Origin of the sequence: Massilia sp. CFBP9026, assembly GCF_034045165.1 — a bacterium.
GTDB lineage: Bacteria > Pseudomonadota > Gammaproteobacteria > Burkholderiales > Burkholderiaceae_D > Telluria > Telluria arenae.
Window position 1 is genome coordinate 96,316 of sequence record NZ_JAXCWH010000001.1, and the last position, 18,868, is coordinate 115,183.

9 protein-coding genes are annotated in these 18,868 nt (G+C 70.6%); 7 read left to right on the plus strand and 2 right to left on the minus strand.

Features of this window, described 5'->3' with window-relative positions; all coding sequences use genetic code 11:
* Positions 1-90 precede the first annotated feature (90 nt).
* Entirely contained in the window at positions 91-3,840 is a 3,750-nt protein-coding gene (locus SOM28_RS00445; RefSeq protein ID WP_320466825.1) for an AAA family ATPase, read from the minus strand.
* Positions 3,837-5,108, minus strand: coding sequence for an exonuclease SbcCD subunit D C-terminal domain-containing protein (locus SOM28_RS00450; RefSeq protein WP_320466826.1), 1,272 nt, complete (start codon positions 5,106-5,108; stop codon positions 3,837-3,839). Before SOM28_RS00450 ends, SOM28_RS00445 begins: the two co-directional genes overlap by 4 nt.
* Before the next feature lie 120 nt (positions 5,109-5,228).
* Between SOM28_RS00450 and SOM28_RS00455 the strand changes: the two genes are divergently transcribed.
* The 7 genes from SOM28_RS00455 to SOM28_RS00485 all read left to right on the plus strand — a co-directional run bounded on the left by SOM28_RS00455 (position 5,229) and on the right by SOM28_RS00485 (position 18,833).
* The gene (locus SOM28_RS00455; protein ID WP_320466827.1) at positions 5,229-6,458 is read left to right on the plus strand and encodes a winged helix-turn-helix domain-containing protein; all 1,230 of its coding nucleotides are present in this window, start codon (positions 5,229-5,231) and stop codon (positions 6,456-6,458) included.
* A gap of 185 nt (positions 6,459-6,643) precedes the next feature.
* Complete coding sequence (locus SOM28_RS00460) at positions 6,644-7,222, plus strand: hypothetical protein (protein ID WP_320466828.1); 579 nt, start codon at positions 6,644-6,646, stop codon at positions 7,220-7,222.
* A gap of 97 nt (positions 7,223-7,319) precedes the next feature.
* Entirely contained in the window at positions 7,320-9,977 is a 2,658-nt protein-coding gene (locus SOM28_RS00465) for a DUF349 domain-containing protein (RefSeq protein ID WP_320466829.1), read from the plus strand.
* Complete coding sequence (gene moaE, locus SOM28_RS00470; RefSeq protein ID WP_320466830.1) at positions 9,974-10,432, plus strand: molybdopterin synthase catalytic subunit MoaE; 459 nt, start codon at positions 9,974-9,976, stop codon at positions 10,430-10,432. The genes SOM28_RS00465 and moaE overlap by 4 nt, the downstream gene beginning before the upstream one ends.
* Positions 10,417-10,803, plus strand: a complete 387-nt coding sequence (gene crcB / locus SOM28_RS00475) for a fluoride efflux transporter CrcB (RefSeq protein WP_320466831.1) — start codon at positions 10,417-10,419, stop codon at positions 10,801-10,803. Before moaE ends, crcB begins: the two co-directional genes overlap by 16 nt.
* Positions 10,796-12,535: a tetratricopeptide repeat-containing glycosyltransferase family protein gene (locus SOM28_RS00480; protein WP_320466832.1), complete on the plus strand. Its 1,740-nt coding sequence runs from the start codon at positions 10,796-10,798 to the stop codon at positions 12,533-12,535. Before crcB ends, SOM28_RS00480 begins: the two co-directional genes overlap by 8 nt.
* 172 nt (positions 12,536-12,707) lie before the next feature.
* Positions 12,708-18,833, plus strand: a complete 6,126-nt coding sequence (locus SOM28_RS00485; RefSeq protein WP_320466833.1) for an ESPR-type extended signal peptide-containing protein — start codon at positions 12,708-12,710, stop codon at positions 18,831-18,833.
* Positions 18,834-18,868: the final 35 nt, after the last annotated feature.

The window sequence follows — 18,868 nt, forward strand, 5'->3', positions numbered from 1 at the left end:
GACCACCAAAGCAGATCGTGGTGGCTGTGCGAGCAAACTTGGGTCCCCGCCTTCGCGGGGACGACGGTCTTTGGGCCAACAAGGTAATACTTACTCCACCACCACCGCGCTGCTGCCTCCACCGGCCGGCCGCACCAGCACCTTGGTCGCGATCCTCTCGGTCATCTCCTGCACGTGCGAGATCACGCCGACCTTGCGGCCCATCGACTGCAGCGCATCCAGGGCGTCCATCGCCACCCCCAGCGTTTCGCTATCGAGGCTGCCGAAGCCCTCGTCGATGAACAGCGATTCGACCCGCACCCGGTTCGAGGACAGCGAGGCCAGGCCCAGCGCCAGCGCCAGCGACACCAGGAACGATTCGCCGCCCGACAGGGAGTTCACCGAACGCACTTCGCCGCCCATGTCCTGGTCGCGCACCATCAGCGCCAGTGACGGCATGCCCTGGTAGCTGACGCGCTCGAGGCGGTAGCGCCGGGCCAGCTGCTTCAGGTGTTCATTGGCATAGCCGAGCAGCACGTCCAGCGTGAATTGCTGGGCGTAGTTGCGGAACTTCTTGCCGTCGCTGGATCCGATCAGCTCCGACAGCTTGCCCCAGCGCTGCTCGACCGCCTGCTGGCGCTCGATCTCGGCCAGGCTCGATTCGGCCTGGCGGCGCCGCTCGTCGTCCTGCATCGCGCGCAGGCGCAGCGCGGTCGCCGCTTCGATCGATGCCTGGCGCTCGACGACCAGCGCGTCGACCATCGCCTGGATCACGTCCATCGGTTGGCCTTCCGGCGGCGCCGACTCGAGATGCGCCGCGCGCTGGGCGCGCCGTTCGGCCAGGACCGTGTTGGCATTGGCGACCCCGGTCTCGATGGCGTTCAGGGCGCTGCGTTCCTGCGCCAGCCAGGCGGCGCCCACCTGCAGCAGGCGCGCCAGTTCGTCGGTATCCCCGATGTCATCCAGGCCGTCGGCCTGGCGCCGGTAGTCTTCCAGCCAGTCGACGAGCTGGGCGCTGGCCGTGGCGCCGGCCCCGTCGAGTTCCGCGATGCGCTCGACCAGCTGGGCCTGCGCGGTGCGGGCCCGGGTCTCGGCCTGCGCGGCCTCGTTGGCGGCCTGCTGGCGCGCCGCGACCTGCTCGCGCGCGCCGCTCACGGCGGCGGAGAGTTCGCGTTCGACCTCGCCCGCCACGCGCCCTTGCCACAAGGCGGCGCGCGCCGCGCGCTTCGCGCTCGACTCGCCGTCGATGCGCTCGAACTCCGCGGCCAGTCTGGCCCCGGCCGTATCGATCTCGGCGATACGCGCCTGGAGCGCGCCCGCTTCGACTTCCAGGGTCGCGCTCGCGGCGGCGCCGCGGGCCTGGGCCTCGGTCTGCTCGCGCCACCCGGCCGATTCCGTCGCGCGGGCCTGGCTCCAGCCGGCGGGATCGCGGCGCCATGCCGTCTGCCAGCCGTCGCCGTGGGCGGCGGCCATGGCAGGATCGAGCTCGGCTAGCAGGGCATCCAGTTGCGTGGCTGTCGCCTGCTGGCCGGCGTCCAGTGTCTTCAGTTCGTTCAGCAGGCGGGTCGCCGTTTCGCGCTCGGCCTCGGCACTCTGGCGCAGCCGGACCAGCACCGATTGCGCGCCGTCGACGTCGCGCTGGGCCGCATCGCGCGCGCTGGCGGCGGCGCGCCAGGCTTGCTCGCGCCGCGCCAGCGCATCGAGGGCGTCGCGTACGGCGCCACGTTGGGCGCCGAACCAGTCGCTGCGTTCCGGCTCGCCTGGCGCCTGGGACGCCAGCGGATCGGCGTCCCAGGCCTGGCCCAGGCCGGAGATGCGCAGATCGAGCGCCGTGCGATCCTGGGAAAGCGCGGCAAGGCGTTCCTGGGCGGCGGCGAGGGCGGCGCCGTGGGTCGCCTGCAGCGCGCCGTTCTCGCGCACGCGCAGGCGGCAGCCGTCGACTTCGGCCCGCAGGCCCGTCAACATCGCCTTCAGTGTCGCATCCTGGTGGGCATATGGATGCTCGAGGGCGCCGCACACGGGGCAGGGATCGTCGTCGATCAGGTTCGCGCGCAGTTGCTCCACATTGGCTGCGCACGCCAGTTCGGCGGTGCTCAGCGAGCGTTCGGCCTGCGCCATCGCCGCTTCCAGTGCCGGCGCCGCGGCGCGCGCATCCTGCAGGGCGCGTTCGGCGCCTGATGCCGCAGTGGCGGCGCGCTCGGATTCGCGCGCGAGTCCGGCCAGCGTTTCGCGCGCCGCCGACAGGTCGAGCCAGGCGCGTTCGGCCGCCGCCAGCCGCTCGCGGCGTCCTTCCAGCTGCTGGCGTTCGGCGCCGATCGCCTCGGCGTCGAATTCCGCCAGCGTCGCCATCGCCGCGCGCCGGTTCGCTTCCAATGTATCGAGACCTTCGATGGCCTGCGCCAGCGCGCCGGCTGCCTGGGCGTCGCGCCCGAGCGCCTGGTCGGCCGCCGTGCGGGTTGTCGCCAGCGCCGTTGCGCCGGCAGTGAGGGCGGCTTGTGCCTGGCCGGCCTGGCGCAGCAGGCGTTCCCACTGCGGCCAGCCGGTGGCCACGGCTTCGTGCCGGGACTGGGCTGCCAGCCATGCCGCGGCGGCCTCTACCAGGCCGCGCGCACGCGCGAGTTCCTCGGACTTCGCCCCGTGCTGGACGCGCGCCTCGCGGGCCTGCTGGCGCGCCGCTTCCAGCGCACTTTTTGCCTGGGTGTGGCCGGGAGCAAGCGCATCGAGCGCCGCATCCAGGGCCTTGGCCTGGTCCAGTTGCGGGCCGGCGGCGCGCAGTTGTTCTTCGACGGCGTCGAGGCGCGCGATGGCGGCGTCGACTTCGGCGCTGCTGATGCGGCGAAGTTCGAGAGCCGCCGCCAGCTCGCCTTCGAGCTTCGCGACCGAAGAATGGGCCTGGCGCCGCTCGGCTTCCAGGCGCTGGACCTCGACCGCCAGCGGCCGCGCCGGCTGCACCGCTTCCAGCGTAGCGAGGCGCTGGCGCCGTTCGGCAGCCGCGGCACGTTCGCCGTTGGCGGTGGCCAGCGCTTCCTCGGCCTGGGCCTGGCCGCGTCCGAGCTTGTCGAGTTCCTGGTGCCAGCGCAGCTGCTGCTCCAGCAGGGCGTGGCGGCTGTCGAGCGCTTCGCGCGCGGCATCGGCGGCGCTGCGCTCGAGGTCGAGCTGGGCGCGTTCGCTTGGTGCCAGCGGCGCCACATCGGCGAGCTTGGCCTGCAGCACCTGGGTGCGCTGCTGTTCGAGCTTGTAGCGCTCGAAGGCGCGGCGCGAGATATCGCTGTAGATTGTGGTGCCGGTCAGGGTCTCGAGCAGTTCGCCGCGCTCGTTCTCGTCGGTCTTGAGGAAAGCCGAGAACTCGTTCTGGGCCAGCAGCACGGCGCGCGTAAACTGCTCGAACGACAGGCCGATGCGCTGCACGATCTCCGCCGCCACCTCGGTCTTGGTGCCGCCGATCGGCGCGAGTTCGGGCAGGCGGTGCAGGCTCATCTTGGCCGGCTGCAGCGCGCCGCCCGGCTTGCCGTAGGAACGGCGTACGCTCCAGCGCGCGCGGTAACGGCCGTCGTCGCTGCCGACGAAGTCGACTTCGGCCCAGGCCTCGGCCGTGCCGCGCCGCAGCAGGGTGCGCGGGTCGAGCGCCGAGACGGTGTCGCCGCCGACGTCCGGCAGCTGGCTGCCGGCGCGCTTGAGCATGCGCGGGGTGGCGTCGTACAGCGCGAGGCACAGGGCGTCGAGCAGCGTGCTTTTCCCCGCGCCGGTCGGGCCGCTGATGGCGAACAGGCCGGTGGTGGCCAGCGGTCCGGATTCGAAGTCGACCGCGAATTCGCCCGCCAGCGAGGCCAGGTTCTTGCCGCTGATACGGAGGATCTTCATGGCGCGTCTCCTTCCACGGCGTGGAACAGTTCGGCGAACGACGCGATCTGCTCGGGCGGCGCCTCATCGCCATATTTTTGCCGCCACAGGCGGCGGAAGATGTCGTCCGGCTGCAGTTGCGCCAGCTGGTCCAGGCTCAGGGCTTCGGCCTCGTCGCTTGCCGCGACCAGCTTGCGGGTCGGCTCGATCTTGGCCAGCCGCACAGGTTTACCCGCCAGGACGGCCTCGATGCGCGCGCGCAGGCCCGGCTCTGGGCCGTCCAGCAGCACCCGCACTTCGAGGTAGGGCCAGGCCTGCTGCGGCAGGTCCGCGTCCAGTTCCAGGGTTTCCAGCGCCGCCAGCGCTTTTTCCAGTGGCGCCGGCGTGGCGGGCACGCGTAGCAGCTGGACCGGGCGCGGCACGAACAGTGGCGTGATGGCGCCGGCCTTGCCGCCTTCGAGATCGATGCGCAACACCTGGTGCTGGTAGCCGACTTCGGAGAACGACAGCGGCAGCGGGCTGCCGCAATAGCGCACGTGTTCGAGGCCGCCGACGCGCTGGGCCAGGTGCAGGTGGCCCAGGGCCGCATAGGCGATGCCGGCGTCGAACATGCTGACCGGCAGGGCTTCGCTGCCGCCAATCACGATGCGGCGCTCGGAGTCTTCGGACGCCTGGCCCTTGGCCATATGGCAGTGGCCCATGGCGACGATGGCCTGGCCTTCGGCCGCCCGTTCGCGCGCCAGCGCATGCGCCTGGCGATAGAGCAGGGCGGTGCCGTGCATATAAGGATCCCGCACGCTGTCTTCGGCCGGCTCACTGCCTTCGGCGGCGCGCAGGCGCGGCAGGTCGCCCGGACGCAGGAAGGGCACGGCCAGGCACCAGGCCGCCGTGTTGCCGTCGCGGTCGCGCAGCGGCACCAGCAGGCGCTCCAGGTCGATCTCGCCGTCGCCGCGGCGCAGGACGTTGCCGACCACGATCGTGCCATGGGCTTCCAGCAGCGGGGTCGGCGCTTCCAGCCTGCCCGGCGAATCGTGGTTGCCGGCGATGACCACCACCTGCAGGTGCGGCACGCGGGTGCGCGCCTGCTGCAGGAAGCGGTAAAGCTGGCGCTGGGCGCTCGAGGACGGATTGGCGGTGTCGAAGATGTCGCCCGCGATCAGGAGCACGTCGATTTGCTCCTCGGCCAGCGTGTCGGCCAGCCAGTCGAGGAAGCACTGGTGTTCGTAGGTCCGGTCGTGATTGTGCAGGTTCTGGCCGAGGTGCCAGTCGGAGGTGTGCAGCAGCCGCATGAGAGACTCGAGAAAAGTGGAACGACAAATCGGCGCCTACTATAACGCAGCCGGCCGCTCGTTTGCTGGAGAATGCCCGGGCGATTGACGCGATCTTGCCCGGACGGTCAAAATGGCCGAATGAGCGAACTCACCCTATCGATCGGCGCCGCGCGCGCCCTGCACCTGGCGGCCCAGGGTTTGGCCGGCCCGAGGCGCCGCACCTGTAAAGACGACGTACTGGCCGCGATCCGGCGCATGCGCATGCTGCAGATCGACACCATCAGCGTGGTCGCGCGCAGTCCCTACCTGGTGTTGTGGAGCCGGCTGGGCGACTACGATCCCGCCTGGCTCGACGAGCTGCTGGCCGAGGGCCGCCTGTTCGAATACTGGGCCCACGAAGCCTGCTTCCTGCCGATCGAGGACTACGGCCTGTACCGACACCGTATGCTCGATCCCGAAGCGATGGGCTGGAAGTATTCGGCGCGCTGGATGCGCGAGCGCGCCGACGAAGTGGCGCAGCTGGTCGAGCACATCCGCGCCAGTGGGCCGGTGCGGGCCGCCGACTTCGCGCGCCAGGACGGCAAGTCCGGCGGCTGGTGGGAGTGGAAACCCGAGAAGCGCTCGCTCGAAGTGCTGTTCACGGCCGGCGCCCTGATGATCGCGCGCCGCCACAACTTCCAGCGCGTGTACGACCTGGCCGAGCGCGTCCACCCGAGCTGGCATGACGACCGGATGCCGGCCCTGGACGCGGTGCAGCGCGAGTTTGCCCTGCGCACCGTGCACGCCCTCGGCCTGGCGCGCGCGGCGTGGATCCCGGACTATCACCGCACGCGCCGACCGCACGTCGATCCGGCGCAGTTGGTGGACGAAGGCCTGCTGGTGCGGGCCCGGGTCGAGGGCTGGCGCGAGCCGGTCTACATCCACCCCGAGCAGCTGGCGCTGGCGCATCAGGCGGCGGACGGCAAGCTGGTGTCGCGCCTGAATACCTTGCTGTCGCCATTCGACCCGGTGGTCTGGGACCGCCGTCGCGCGCTCGAACTGTTCGGCTTCGATTACCGGCTCGAGTGCTACACACCGGCGCCCAAGCGCCGCTACGGCTATTTCACCCTGCCGATCCTGCGCCGCGGCGCCCTGGTCGGCCGCATCGACGCCAAGGCGCACCGCAAGCAGGGCGTGTTCGAACTGCGCAGCGTGGCGCTGGAGCCCGGCCTGCGCCTCTCCGCGAGCCTGGCGCGCGACGTTGCCGGGGCGGTGAGCCGCTGCGCGGCCTGGCACGGCTGCCCGCGGATCGCAGTGGTGGGCAGCGACCCGGCCGCTTTCGGTAACATGTTGGAAGAGTATTTTGTAGAGGAAATTCACCCCGCCTGACCTCGCTCGCATTGTGAAATCGGGTTTGAGAAAAGTCAAACCCGCCCACCTTCTTCTCTCTACACTACGAAGTTCCTGTCGGCCGGCACATAAACACACAATAGCCGGCTACCCCTATAAAGCATCCCCGACCGCCCCAGGCGTGGACTACGTGCGCTCGGAGGAGCAAATTGAGAGGAGACACCATGCTGACATCAACCTATACGCTGGTCGCCTTGTCCGTCGAGCAGGCACGCACGCGGATCGAGGTGCAGGCGTTGCTCGAACGCTGGCGACCTTGCGCCTGGTGGGGCGAACCGCCCAGCATGCGCCAGTACGAACAGGCTTGCGACGCCTTGCGCCAGGTTTGCGAGGCCTGTCACTGGCGCAAGCTCGACAAGTTCGTGCTGCCCGCGCTGCGCCGCCGTGGCGAGGATGCCGCGCGGCTGGTGGCCGAGCTGGATGGGTGGGGCCGGCGGGCGCGGGGGGCGGCCCAGGGGGCGCGGCCGCCCGCCGTCGACGGCGATCCCGGCTGCCTGGCGGCGCTCGAGCGCTGCTGCGAGCTGCTGCTCGAACGCCTCGAGCGCGAAGAGCGCGAGCTGTTGCCGCTGGCGCGCACCATGATCCCGGGCGAGACCTGGTTCGCCATCGCCAACCAGATGCTGGCGCATGATGCCCACCAGAGCGAGAATCGCGGTGAAGGCCGTGGCCCTGACATGGGCGTAATGCGGGGGCTGCCGCCAGCCGAGATTTCCTCAAGGCAAAACCGGCTTTGTCATTCGTAAATTGCTACTCGCAAACTAAGGGGGCTGCCGGGCCGGACATGTCGATCGATGCCAGGGTTCTTTGCTATGATGGGAGTTTTGGAAGTGCGATTTCATCATGTTCGAATTCCTATTCAAGCGGCAGGGCGGGAAATCGGCCACGTCCGGCGACAAGCCGGAGGCCAAACCTGCCGCGGCGAAGGCCTCGGGGCCGGCGGATCGCAGCGTCAAGACTGGTTCGGGCAAGTCGGGCACTCCTGCTGCTGCGCATGACGCGCAGGCCGCCCGTACCGCGCTCGCCGATGCCCGCGCACGCCAGGCCGAACGACTCAAGGCGCTGGGCGCCGACGAAGCGGCCGCCGTCGATTTCATCCTCCAATCCGAATTCTCCGAACTGCGCCTCGCCGCGGCCGAACTGGTCCACGGGCGCGAGCACCTCGAGCGCGTGCACACGGCGATGCGTAACGTCGACCGCCGCGTCGCCAAGCTGGTGCAGGGCAGGCTGGACGCGATCCGCCACCACGAATCCGAGCTGCGCCGCGGCGAAGAGGCGCTGGCCCAGGCCAGGTCGCTGCTGAACGACAACCTCCTGACGCCGAACCACGTGGCCGAGCTGGACCGTAGATGGTCGGTCATCCGCGCGCCTGAGTTGGCAGCCGACTTCGACACCGTGCGCGCCGAGCTCGGCCGCCGCCTCGAATCGCAGGTGGCGCTGCAGCGCGCCATGATCGACCGCCTGGCCGTCTTGCGCGGCCTGGACGCGGGTGGACTGGACGCGGCCGCGCTGGCCGCGCGCCTGGCCGAACTGCAGCAGGAGCAAGAGGCGGCCCTGGTCGATCCCGGCCACGCCTCGCTGCCGCGCGCCCTGGTGGCCGAATTCGCGACCGAACACGCACGCCTGACGGCCGGCCTGGCGACGATCGAACAAGACCAGGCCGCGCTGGCCGCGCGCGAGGCGGCGCTGGCCGCATGGCAGGCCCAGGCCCCGGCAGAACTCAAGCCGGAGACGCTGCGCAGGGAGTGGCAGCGCCTGCCCGCCTTGCCGGCCAACGCCGCCGCCGGCGCCGTGCAGGAGCGCTTCGCCGCGCTGCTCGCGAGCCTGCCGCAGGAAACCCGTCCGGCCAAGCCGGCGCCGGTCGTGAAGGAAGGCGCAAAAGACGGCGCCAGGCCGGCCGCACGCGGCGCCGACCAGGCTTTCCTCGACAATATGGAGGCGCTCGAAGCCGCCTTGCAACAAGGCTCGCTCGGCACCGCCGCCGAGCTCGACAAGGCACTGAAGGAAGCCAAGGACAAGGGCGTGCGCCTGTCCGCGCCGCAGTCCGACCGCCTGGCCCATCTGCGCGCCGAGCTCAAGCGGTTGTCGGACTGGGCGCGCTGGGGCGGCAACGTCTCGCGCGAAGAACTGATCAAGACCGTCGAAACGCTGCCGACCCAGGGCCTGGCGATGGCCGAGCTGGCCAAGAAGGTGGGCAGCATGCGCGATCGCTGGAAAGCCCTGGACAGCCTGTCCGGCCCGGCGCCGCGCAGCCTGTGGGAGCGCTTCGACGCCGCCTGCAGCGCCGCCTATGCGCCGGCCGCGGCCCACTTTCGCCAATTGGCCGACGAACGCCACACCAATGCCGCGCGCGGCCAGGCCCTGGTCGAGGAAGCGCAGGCCGAGATCGGGCGCCTGCAATCGGGCGAGGCCGACTGGAAGCACGTGTCCGGCACCGTGCAGCGCCTGCGCACCGCCTGGAGCCACCTGGGGGCGGTCGACCGCAAGGAAAAGAAGCGCCTGGACGGGCTGTTCGCCGACGCCTTGACCACCTTGCAGCGTCCGTTGGAAGACCAGCGCAAGGTCGAGATCGCGGTGCGCGAGCAGCTGATCGAAGAAGTGCACAAGCTCGACCCGCACGAGCGCCACGCCGTGGACATGCTGCGCGAGCTGCAGGCGCGCTGGCAGGAACATGCGCGCGCGCTGCCGCTCGAGCGCAAGGCCGAGCAGGCGCTGTGGCAGCGCTTCCGCGGCGCCTGCGACGCGCTGTTCGCCGCGCGCAAGGAGCAGGCGCACGCGGCCGACAGCGAGCGCCGCGCCCACGAGACCGCCAAGGAAGCCGTGTGCGAACGCCTGGAAGCGGCCGCCCCGGATGCCACGCCTGCCAACGTCGGCAAGCTGCTGCGCGAGGCTGCCGCCGAATGGCAGGCGATCGGCCCGGTGCCGCGCGCCCACGAGGCGCGCATCGACAAGCGTTATCAAGCCGCTGTCGCCCGCGTCCAGCAGCATGCCGACGCCGCCCGCCGCGCCCAGGACACGGCGCTGGCCGGGGCCGTGCACGACAAGCTGCGCCTGGTCCAGGCGCTCGAGACGGCGCTGGCCAATGCAGAGTCCCACACCCAGGCTGCGGACTGGCGCGGGCGCTGGGACGCCATGCTGGCGCTGGACGGCGGCTACGAGCCGATCCTGCGCGCGCGCTTCGACGCCGCCCTGGCGGCCCTGGAAGCCTCGGACGGCGAACGCGCCGCCTGCGTGCGCACGATGGAAGGCAACCGCGAACGCCTGCTGAACGACTTGCTGCGCCTGGAAATCGCGGCCGGCATCGACAGCGGCCCCGAGTTCGCGCGCGAGCGCCTGCGCCTGCAGGTCGAGGTGCTGCAAAGCTCGCTCAAGTCGGGCCAGAAGCCGGGCGCGCAGGCGGCCGGGCTGCGCGCGCTGCTGGCCTTGCCGGCCCTGCTCGACGTGCGCACCGAAACCCGCATTGAACACCTGTTGCTGCGCCAGCCGAAGGACCATCCATGAACGAAGCGAGGGTACAGGCCGGGGATTTCGACCTCGGTCACGAAGTGGCGCGCCTGCGCGCGAACGATGCGCGCATCGGCGCCGTGGTGTCCTTCGTTGGCACCGTGCGCGACCTGAACGACGGCGCGAAGGTCTCGGAGATGGAGCTGGAACACTATCCGGGCATGACCGAGAAGTCACTGGAGGCGATCGCGGCGCGCGCCTCTGAACGCTGGCCGCTGTACGGCACCCTGGTCATCCACCGCGTCGGCCCGCTGGCGCCGCTGGACCAGATCGTGCTGGTGGCCTGCAGCGCCGCCCATCGTGGCGACGCCTTCGCGGCCTGCGAATTCATCATGGACTACCTCAAGACCGAGGCCCCGTTCTGGAAGAAAGAGCAGACGCCGGACGGCGCGCGCTGGGTCGACGCCCGCGTCAGCGACGACAGCGCGAAGGCCAGGTGGGAAGCGCCCTGAGCTTTGCCGCGGTCGGCATCGGCGCCGCGCTCGGCGCCTGGCTGCGCTGGGGCCTGGGCCTGTGGCTGGGCAGTCTGCACGGCTTCGTGCAGGTCGGGACCCTCGCGGCCAACCTGGTCGGCGGCTTTCTCGTCGGCCTGGCTCTCGGCTTCTTCACCGACCAGCCGCAGCTGGCGCCCGAGTGGCGGCTGTTCGTCATCACCGGCTTCCTCGGCGGCCTGACCACGTTTTCCAGCTTCTCGGGCGAGTCGGTGCTGCTGCTCCAGCGTGGCGAGGTCGGCTGGGCATTGGCGCATACGGCGCTGCACCTGGCCGGCTCGCTGCTGCTGTGCGCGGCCGGCTTCGCCACCTGGCGCATGCTGCGTGGCTGAACCGTCCCATCCGCCCGCGCCGCTTGCGCTCGGGCGCCGCATCGATGCCGCCATCGCCTTGTACCGGCAAGGCGCATTCCAGGACGCACTGGCGTCGGTGGGCGATCTGCTGGATGGCGCGGCCGCCAATGTCGATGCCCTGAACCTGGCCGCCGCCTGCGCGCTGGCGCTTGGCCAGCCGCTCGAGGCCGAGCGCCGCTGGCGCCAGGCACTGGCGCTGCAGCCGGGCCACGCGGCATGTCGCGACAATCTCCGCATCCTCCTGCAAGAGCAGGCCGACGGCCTGCAACGGCAGGGCCGGCGCGCCGAGGCCGAGACGTGCTACCTGGCGGCGCTCGAACTGCAGCCGGACCAGCCCGAACTGCACAACAACCTCGCGGTGCTGTACGCCGGCGCCGGCCATCCCGATCCGGCCGAAGCCCACTACCGGCGCGCGCTGGACCTGCGTCCCGCGTATGCCGAGGCCTGGCACAACCTGGGCCTGCTATACACGGCGCGGCGCCGCCTGCCGGACGCCGAGGCGGCGCTGCGCGCCTACGTGGCGCTGCGGCCGCACGATCCGGAAGGTCTCAATTCGCTGGGTAATGTGTGCCAGTACTTGCACCGCGTGCCGGAGGCGGAGGCGATCTATCGCCAGGCGCTGGCGCTCGCCCCGCGCAACGCCCGCACCCTGAACAACCTCGGCGCGCTGCTGCAGCGCGAAGGCCTGGCCGGAGAGGCCGAGGCGTCCTACCGCCAGGCAATCGCCGCCGACCCGGACTATCCGGAAGCGCGCTGGAACCTGGGCTTCCTGCTGCTGTCGCGCGGCCGCCTGGAAGAAGGCTGGCCGTGGATGGAAGCGCGCTACGATCCGGCGCTGGCGCGCCCGATCGCGACCGCGCCGCAGCTGGGCTGCCCGCAATGGCGCGGCGAGCCCCTGGCCGGCCGCAGCATCGTGGTATGGCCTGAGCAAGGCTTCGGCGACACCGTCCAGTTCGTGCGCTACCTGCCGCTATTGAAGGCGGCCGGCGCCGGCCGGGTCACCCTGGTATGCCAGGACGCCTTGCTGCCGCTGCTGGGCGCCGTGGCCGGCGCCGACCGGGTAGTGGGCCTGGGCGCGGCGGCCGGATTGCCGCCGCAGGATTGCTGGGTCTTTCTCATGAGCCTGCCGTTGCATGCGCGGACTTCGCTGACGACGATCCCGGCCGCATTGCCCTATCTGGCGCCGGATCCGGCGCGCGCGCGGGATTGGCGTGCGCGGCTGGGGCAGGACGGCGCCGGCTTGCGGGTGGGGCTGGCGTGGCGCGGCTTCGGCGGCCACGTCAACGATGCCAACCGCTCGCTGCCCGGCGTGGACTGCCTCGCGCCGCTGTTGGCTGTGCCGGGCGTGCGTTTCCTGAGCCTGCAGCGCGGCATGGAGGCCGGCGCGGGCGAAGCGCTGCCGCCGCACCTGGCCGACCTCGGCCCGCAGATCGGCGACTTCGGCGACACCGCCGCCATCGTTGCCGCGCTCGACCTGGTGATCTGCGTCGACACCGCCGTGGCCCACGTGGCCGGCGCGCTGGGCAAGCCGTGCTGGGTCCTGCTGCCGGCGGTGCACCCGGACTGGCGCTGGATGGAAGGGCGCGCCGATTCGCCGTGGTATCCGGGCGTAATGCGCCTGTATCGCCAGGCGGCGGCAGGCGAGTGGGAAACAGTGGTGCGCAAGGTCGCCGCTGACCTGAGCAGATGGGTAGTTTCTCACGTGAAATAATGTGTATTTTCGTGAGGGTACCCTGGGATCGACGTCACAAACTGTGGTGAAAATGCACTTCGCATGCACCAATGTATGGTTGTCGGCATTTAGTATTGTTCAGCGGCATTATTTCCGTTAAATAATATCGGTTTTACGGCTTTCGCCGTCTTCGCCACTTACCGATATTGCCATGAACCATATTTACCGCCTCGTCTGGAACAAGAAACGCCATATGCTGATGGCCGTCGCCGAAGTCGCCAGCACGAACGGCAAGGAGACTGGAAGCGATGCCGGCGTGCGGCGCGAGCTTGCGGTGGACCGGGGCTTCGCCGGAGCCCGCACCTTGCTGGCGGCGGCCGTCGCGGCGCTGTTCCCGATCCTGGCGCTGGCGCAGAACGGCGTGACCTACGACACCCACCACATCGCCGAGCAAACCAGGCTGACCCTGAACGATGGGGACGACTCGAACGGCCAGGCCGCCGGCTGGCATATCGACAATAATGGCGAGCTCGACATCTCGGCGACCAATACCGGCACCAGCCTGCAAAGCCTGTCCGGTTCCGGCACCGTGCTGCTGGGCGAACGCCTGCTGACGCTCACCAATGCCAGTCCGGACCACGTCTTCCTGGGCGGCATCCAGGGTTCCGGCGGCCTGCTCCTGGCCGGCGGCATCGGCATGCTCGGCGGCCTCAACGGGTACGAAGGCGCGACGGCGATCAACCGCGGCGCGAGCCTGGCCCTGTCGGGCTCGGGCAGCATCGCGTTCTCGAGCGGCGTGCTCAATAACGGACAGTTCGACATCTCCGCCGCCGACAAGGATGTTGGCATCCGTTCCCTATCCGGCAGCAATTCGGGCAGTGTGGTGCTCGGCGGCCGGACCCTGGTCCTGAGCGCCGCCAGCGGCCACTATGCGGGTACGATCGCCGGCGCGGGCGGCCTGACGGTCGATGGCGGCAGCGAAGTGCTCAGCGGCGTCAACCGTTACACGGGCGCCACCACCGTCGCCGAAGGCGCCCGCCTGGCCCTGATGGGCAATGGCAGCATCGCGGACTCGCGCGGCGCTGCCATCGACGGCACGCTCGACCTGACGCTGGCGAATGGCGATACCGCCCTGGGCTCGCTGTCCGGTTCCGGCGCCGTGCTGCTGGGCGGCGGCGCGCTCGAACTGACCGGCCACGGCAGTAACTTCAACGGCCGCATCGCCGGCGATGGCGGCCTGAGCGTGAGCCAGGGCACCCATATCCTGGGCGCCGCCACGGAATACACGGGCGCGACCAGCATCGGACCCGACGGCACCCTGGCCCTGAGCGGCAGCGGCGCCATCGCCATGTCGAGCGGCCTGTTCAACAACGGCGTGTTCGACATCTCGGCAAGCCATGATGGCGCCCAGGTCAAGAATATGGTGGGCAATGGCGCGGTCTGGCTGGGGGGCAAGACGCTGACCCTGACCAATGCTGGCGGACAATTTGACGGCAGCATCCACGGTTCAGGCGGTCTGGCGATCGCCGGCGGCTATGCGACCCTGACCGAGGCCCAGCACTACACCGGCCAGACCAGCGTCGACCGCCAGGCCGTGCTGTCGCTGACGGGGCAGGCCAGCCTTGCCGCCTCGCGTGAAGTGGCGCTCGAAGGCTTCCTCTATTTTTCCCAGCCTGGCCAGGATACCCGGCTGCAATCGCTGTCCGGCTCCGGCACCGTGGTCCTCGGTGACGACAGCCTGGTGTTGACCGACGCCCACAGCCGTTTCGACGGCGGCATCCATGGCGCGGCCGGGCTGACCGTCACTGGCGGCGCCCAGACCCTGAACGGCACGAACTGGTACAACGGCGTGACCCGGATCGACGACGGCGCCGGGCTGGCGCTGGGCAGTTCCGGCAGCATCGCCCTCTCGAGCGGCGTGGTAGCCGATGGCCGCTTCGACGTCTCGCAGGCCACCAACGGCGCGCAGATCACGACCCTGTCCGGCTCGGGCGCGGTGTTGCTGGGTGGCCAGGTCCTGACCTTGACCCAGGCCAGCGGTAACTTCTCGGGCAGCATCCAGGGCTCGGGCGGGCTGGCGATCGCCGCCGGCCACGAAATCCTGAGCGGCGCCAATACCTATAGCGGCGACACGGTGCTGACGCAAGGCGCCCGCCTGACGCTGGAAGGCGAGGGCAGCATCGCCAACAGCCGCCTGGTGCTCGACGGTAACCGCTTCGACATCGCGGCCACGGATGGCGGCGCCGCCGTCAAGAGCCTGTCCGGTTCCGGTTCGGTGATCCTGGGCGACCAGACGCTGACCATCACCGGCGCCGGCGACACCTTCACCGGCAATATCCGCGGTTCGGGCGGCCTGGCGATCGCCGGCGGCACCCAGGTGCTGGATACCCACCTGAGCATCTTCCGGGGCGCGACCGTCATCGACGCCGGCGCCACCTTGGGTCTGTCGGGCGGCGGCAGCGGCGGCCTGGCGATGTCGAGCGGCGTGCTGGCCAACGGCACGCTCGATATCGCCGCCATGGACACGGGCGCCGAGATCAAGACGCTGTCCGGCGCCGGAACCGTCAACCTGGGCAACAAGACCCTGACCCTGACGAATGCCAGCGGCCAGTTCTCGGGCACGATCGCCGGTTCGGGCGGCCTGGAACTGGCGGCCGGCCGTGAAATCCTGAGCGGACGCAATACCTATAGTGGCGACACCAGCATTGCCCAGGGCGCGACGTTGGCGCTGTCCGGCAACGGCAGCATCGCCAACAGCCGCGTCACCGGCGACGGCACGCTCGACATCGCGGGCAGTACCGGCGGCGCCGCCATCAAGAGCCTGGGCGGCGCCGGCGCCGTCCTGCTGGGCGGCCAGACCCTGACCCTGACCCGGGCCGGCGACACCTTCACCGGCAGCATCGACGGTTCGGGCGGTCTCGCCATCGCCGGCGGCACCGCGGTGCTGGCCGGCGACAACCGCTACACCGGCGCCACCAGCATCGGCGCCGGCGCCACCCTGGCCCTGTCGGGTTCGGGCAGCCTGGCCCTGTCGAGCGGCGTGCTGGCCAACGGCACCTTCGACGTCAGCCAGGCCGACAGCGCCCGCATCAAGACGCTGTCGGGCGCCGGTGCGGTCAGGCTCGGCAATAACACCCTGCGCCTGAGCAATGCGAGCGGCGCCTTTACCGGCGTCATCAGCGGCAACGGCGGCCTCGAGGTTGCCGCCGGGACCGAAACCCTGGGCGGCGCCAATACCTACCGCGGCCCCACCCTGATCGGCCGCCTGGCCACGCTGGCGCTTTCCGGCAACGGCGGCATCGCCAACAGCCGGGTCAATGTCGGCGGCACCTTCGACGTCTCGCGCAGCAATGGCAAGGCCGCCGTCAAGAGCCTGGCGGGCGCCGGCACGGTGCGGCTGGGCAGCCAGACGCTGACCCTGACCGAGGCCGCGGACAGTTTCGGCGGCAGCATCACTGGCGCCGGCGGCGTCAAGCTGGCGGGCGGCAAGCTGAGCTTCACCAGCGCCCAGGACTATACGGGTGCGACCGACATCGCCAGGGGCGCCACGCTGGTGCTTTCGGGCAGGGGTGGCATCGCCGGCAGTGCGGTCGGCGTGGACGGCGTGTTCGACGTCTCCGGCGCGACCGGCAAGGTGGCGGTCGCGGGCCTGAGCGGCGCCGGCTCGGTGCTGCTGGGCGCGAACGACCTGAGCGTGACCAAAGGTGGCGGCTCGTTCAGCGGCATCCTCGCCGGCAGCGGCGGCCTGAACGTCGAAGGCGGCAAGCTGGCGCTGCTCGGCAACAACACCTACACCGGCAAGACCGTGGTCGCGAACGCCACCTTGCGCACGCTGGCCGACGCCAACCTGGGCCTGGGCCGGGCCGCGCTGGAACTGCGCGACGGCGCCTGGCAGACCGGCGCCGACATGACCCACGGCCGCGGCCTGCTGCTGGCCGGGCGCGGCACGGTCGACGTCGACGCCGCGACCACATTGGTCGAGACCGGCACGGTGGACGGCAGCGGCAAGTTGGTCAAGGACGGTGCCGGCACCCTGATCCTGCGCGGCACGCTGGCCAATGGCGGCGGCCTGCAGGTGAGCGGCGGCACCCTGGCCCTGAGTGCCGACAACACCTACACGGGCGGCACCACGATCGGTTCCGGCGCCACCCTGCGCATCGACCGCGACGCCAACCTGGGCGCGGCCGGCAGCGGCCTGGTGCTCGACGGCGGCCGCCTGCAGACGACCGCCACGCTCGACTCCGCGCGCGGCATCGAGGTCACGGCGAAGAATGGCGTGGTCGACACCGAGGGCGCCGACAGCGTCGTCACCCTGGACGGCAACATCACCGGCGCCGGCCGCATCGTCAAGGACGGCGAAGGCACCCTGGTGCTGGCCGGCGACAACGCCGGCGGCCGCCTCGCGGCGAACCGGCCGGGCGACGGCTGGACCGGCGGCCTGACCATCAATTCGGGCCTGGTGAAGGTGACCAATTCCTGGGGCCTGGGCTGGGGCAGCGTGATGACCTTCAATTCGGGCACCATCCACGCCACGGTCGACATCCTGACCGGCCAGGACATCAATATGGGCCGCAAGACCGACATCAACGTCGATGCCGGCACCAGCACCACGCTGGCGGGCGACCTGATCTCGACCGGCGCCGGCGACGGCTGCTTCAACAAGACCGGCCTGGGCACGCTGAACGTGACCGGCGCGGCGCGCATCGACGCCACCTGCGTTCTCGAAGGCAAGCTGCTGGCCAACGGCGTGTTCGCCAGCAAGGTGATGGTCGCCAAGGGCGCCACGCTGGGCGGCGCCGGCACGCTGCAGGGCGACGTGCTCGTCCACGGCACCCTGTCGCCAGGTAATTCGCCAGGCATGCTGAGCGCCGATTCGAACATCACGATGGCCGCCGGCAGCACCTACAAGCAGGACATCGGCAGCGCCACGCAAGCCGGCATGAACACGCCGATCGGCGCGGCCGGCCATTACTCCTTCCTGCACGTGGTCAACGGCAAGCGCTTCACGATCGAGTCCGGCGCCACGCTGGCGCCGACGCTGAAGAACCTGTACACGCCCGGCCAGTCCGGCTACGGTTCGCCGCAGTTCGTGCCCGAGCTGGGCCAGAACTTCCTGATCCTGACCGCCGACGGCGGCATCGATGGCCGCTTCGACACCCTGGCGCAGCCGGAAGGCCTGGGCGCCAATACCCGCCTGGCGGCCTTCTACGACCATGGCGGCAACAACAGCATCGAGCTGAAGGTGTTGCCGGCTTCGTACGCCACCTGGGCCGGGGAAGCGGGCGCCAATGCGCGTTCGGTGGGCGCAGCGCTCGACCGCATCGTCGACCTCGACCAGGCCGGCAAGGGCAGCGCCACCCAGACCAGCCTGAGCTACCAGACCGGTTCGCGCAACGCGCAACAGCTCGGCGGCGTGCTGCAGGGCCTGGCGGGCGAGGTGCACGGCGCGCTGGCGGCGGCCCTGCCGCAGGCCAACTGGGAGTTGCAGCGCACCCTGCTGCAGCGTTCGGATAGCCAGGACGCGCGCGCGCTGTGGATCGACCTCGGCGCCGGCCGCGCCAAGTGGAAGGGCGGCGACGTCGCCTCCGCGTTCGACGCCGACCGCGTGCAGGTCACGGTGGGCTTCGACCTCTTGACGGGGCGCGATGCGCGCCTGGGCTTCGGCGCCAGCCACGCCAGCACCGACCTCGATGCGCAGGCCGGCAATGGCAAGCTGCGCCAGAACAAGGTGTTCGCCTATGGCGAGGCGACTGCCGGCAAGGTCGTGTTCGACCTGCAGGGCAGCTATGGTCGCGACAAGACGGAAAGCCGGCGCGCCGATCCGCTCGACCCGGCGGTTGGACTGGCCACGCGCGGCAGCGGCAATAGCGCCCTGCTGGGTGTCGGCGCCAGCCTGCCGACGCTCGTCGGGGGCGCCAGCCTGGCGCCGTTCGCCCGGGTGACGGTCCAGCGCGTCGAGCGCGATGCGCTGATGGAGACGTCGGCCTCGGTGGCGGCGCTGGCGCTGGACGACTGGTCGGCCAACGGCACCCGCACCGTGCTGGGCGTGGCCGGCGCCTCGCGCAACCTCGACCCGCTGCTGGCCTCGACCTGGCGTTTCAAGCTCGGCGCCGGCGTCGACGGTGGTGAGCTGCTGCGTCCCGTATTGGGCGCCACCCTGGCCGGCGAGCGCATCGCGGTCGGCGCGCCCGACGTGGGCCGCGGTTTCGTGCAGGGCGGCGTCACCGGTACCGTCCAGCTCAGGAAGGGGGCCTACCTCTACTTCGGCGTGAGCGGCGAAGCACGCAGCGATTACCACACCGTGGGCGGCAACGCCGGCCTGCGCGGCGTGTTCTGATCGCTGCCGGGATAGGTTCTAAGCTAGACTGACGT

What these genes read in the sequence shown, in the direction of transcription:
- SOM28_RS00485 (WP_320466833.1), top strand. Translation starts at nt 12,708, where the DNA reads ATGAACCATATTTACCGCCTCGTCTGGAACAAGAAACGCCATATGCTG.
- SOM28_RS00450 (WP_320466826.1), bottom strand. Translation starts at nt 5,108, where the DNA reads ATGCGGCTGCTGCACACCTCCGACTGGCACCTCGGCCAGAACCTGCAC.
- SOM28_RS00465 (WP_320466829.1), top strand. Translation starts at nt 7,320, where the DNA reads ATGTTCGAATTCCTATTCAAGCGGCAGGGCGGGAAATCGGCCACGTCC.
- SOM28_RS00445 (WP_320466825.1), bottom strand. Translation starts at nt 3,840, where the DNA reads ATGAAGATCCTCCGTATCAGCGGCAAGAACCTGGCCTCGCTGGCGGGC.
- SOM28_RS00460 (WP_320466828.1), top strand. Translation starts at nt 6,644, where the DNA reads ATGCTGACATCAACCTATACGCTGGTCGCCTTGTCCGTCGAGCAGGCA.
- SOM28_RS00455 (WP_320466827.1), top strand. Translation starts at nt 5,229, where the DNA reads ATGAGCGAACTCACCCTATCGATCGGCGCCGCGCGCGCCCTGCACCTG.
- moaE (WP_320466830.1), top strand. Translation starts at nt 9,974, where the DNA reads ATGAACGAAGCGAGGGTACAGGCCGGGGATTTCGACCTCGGTCACGAA.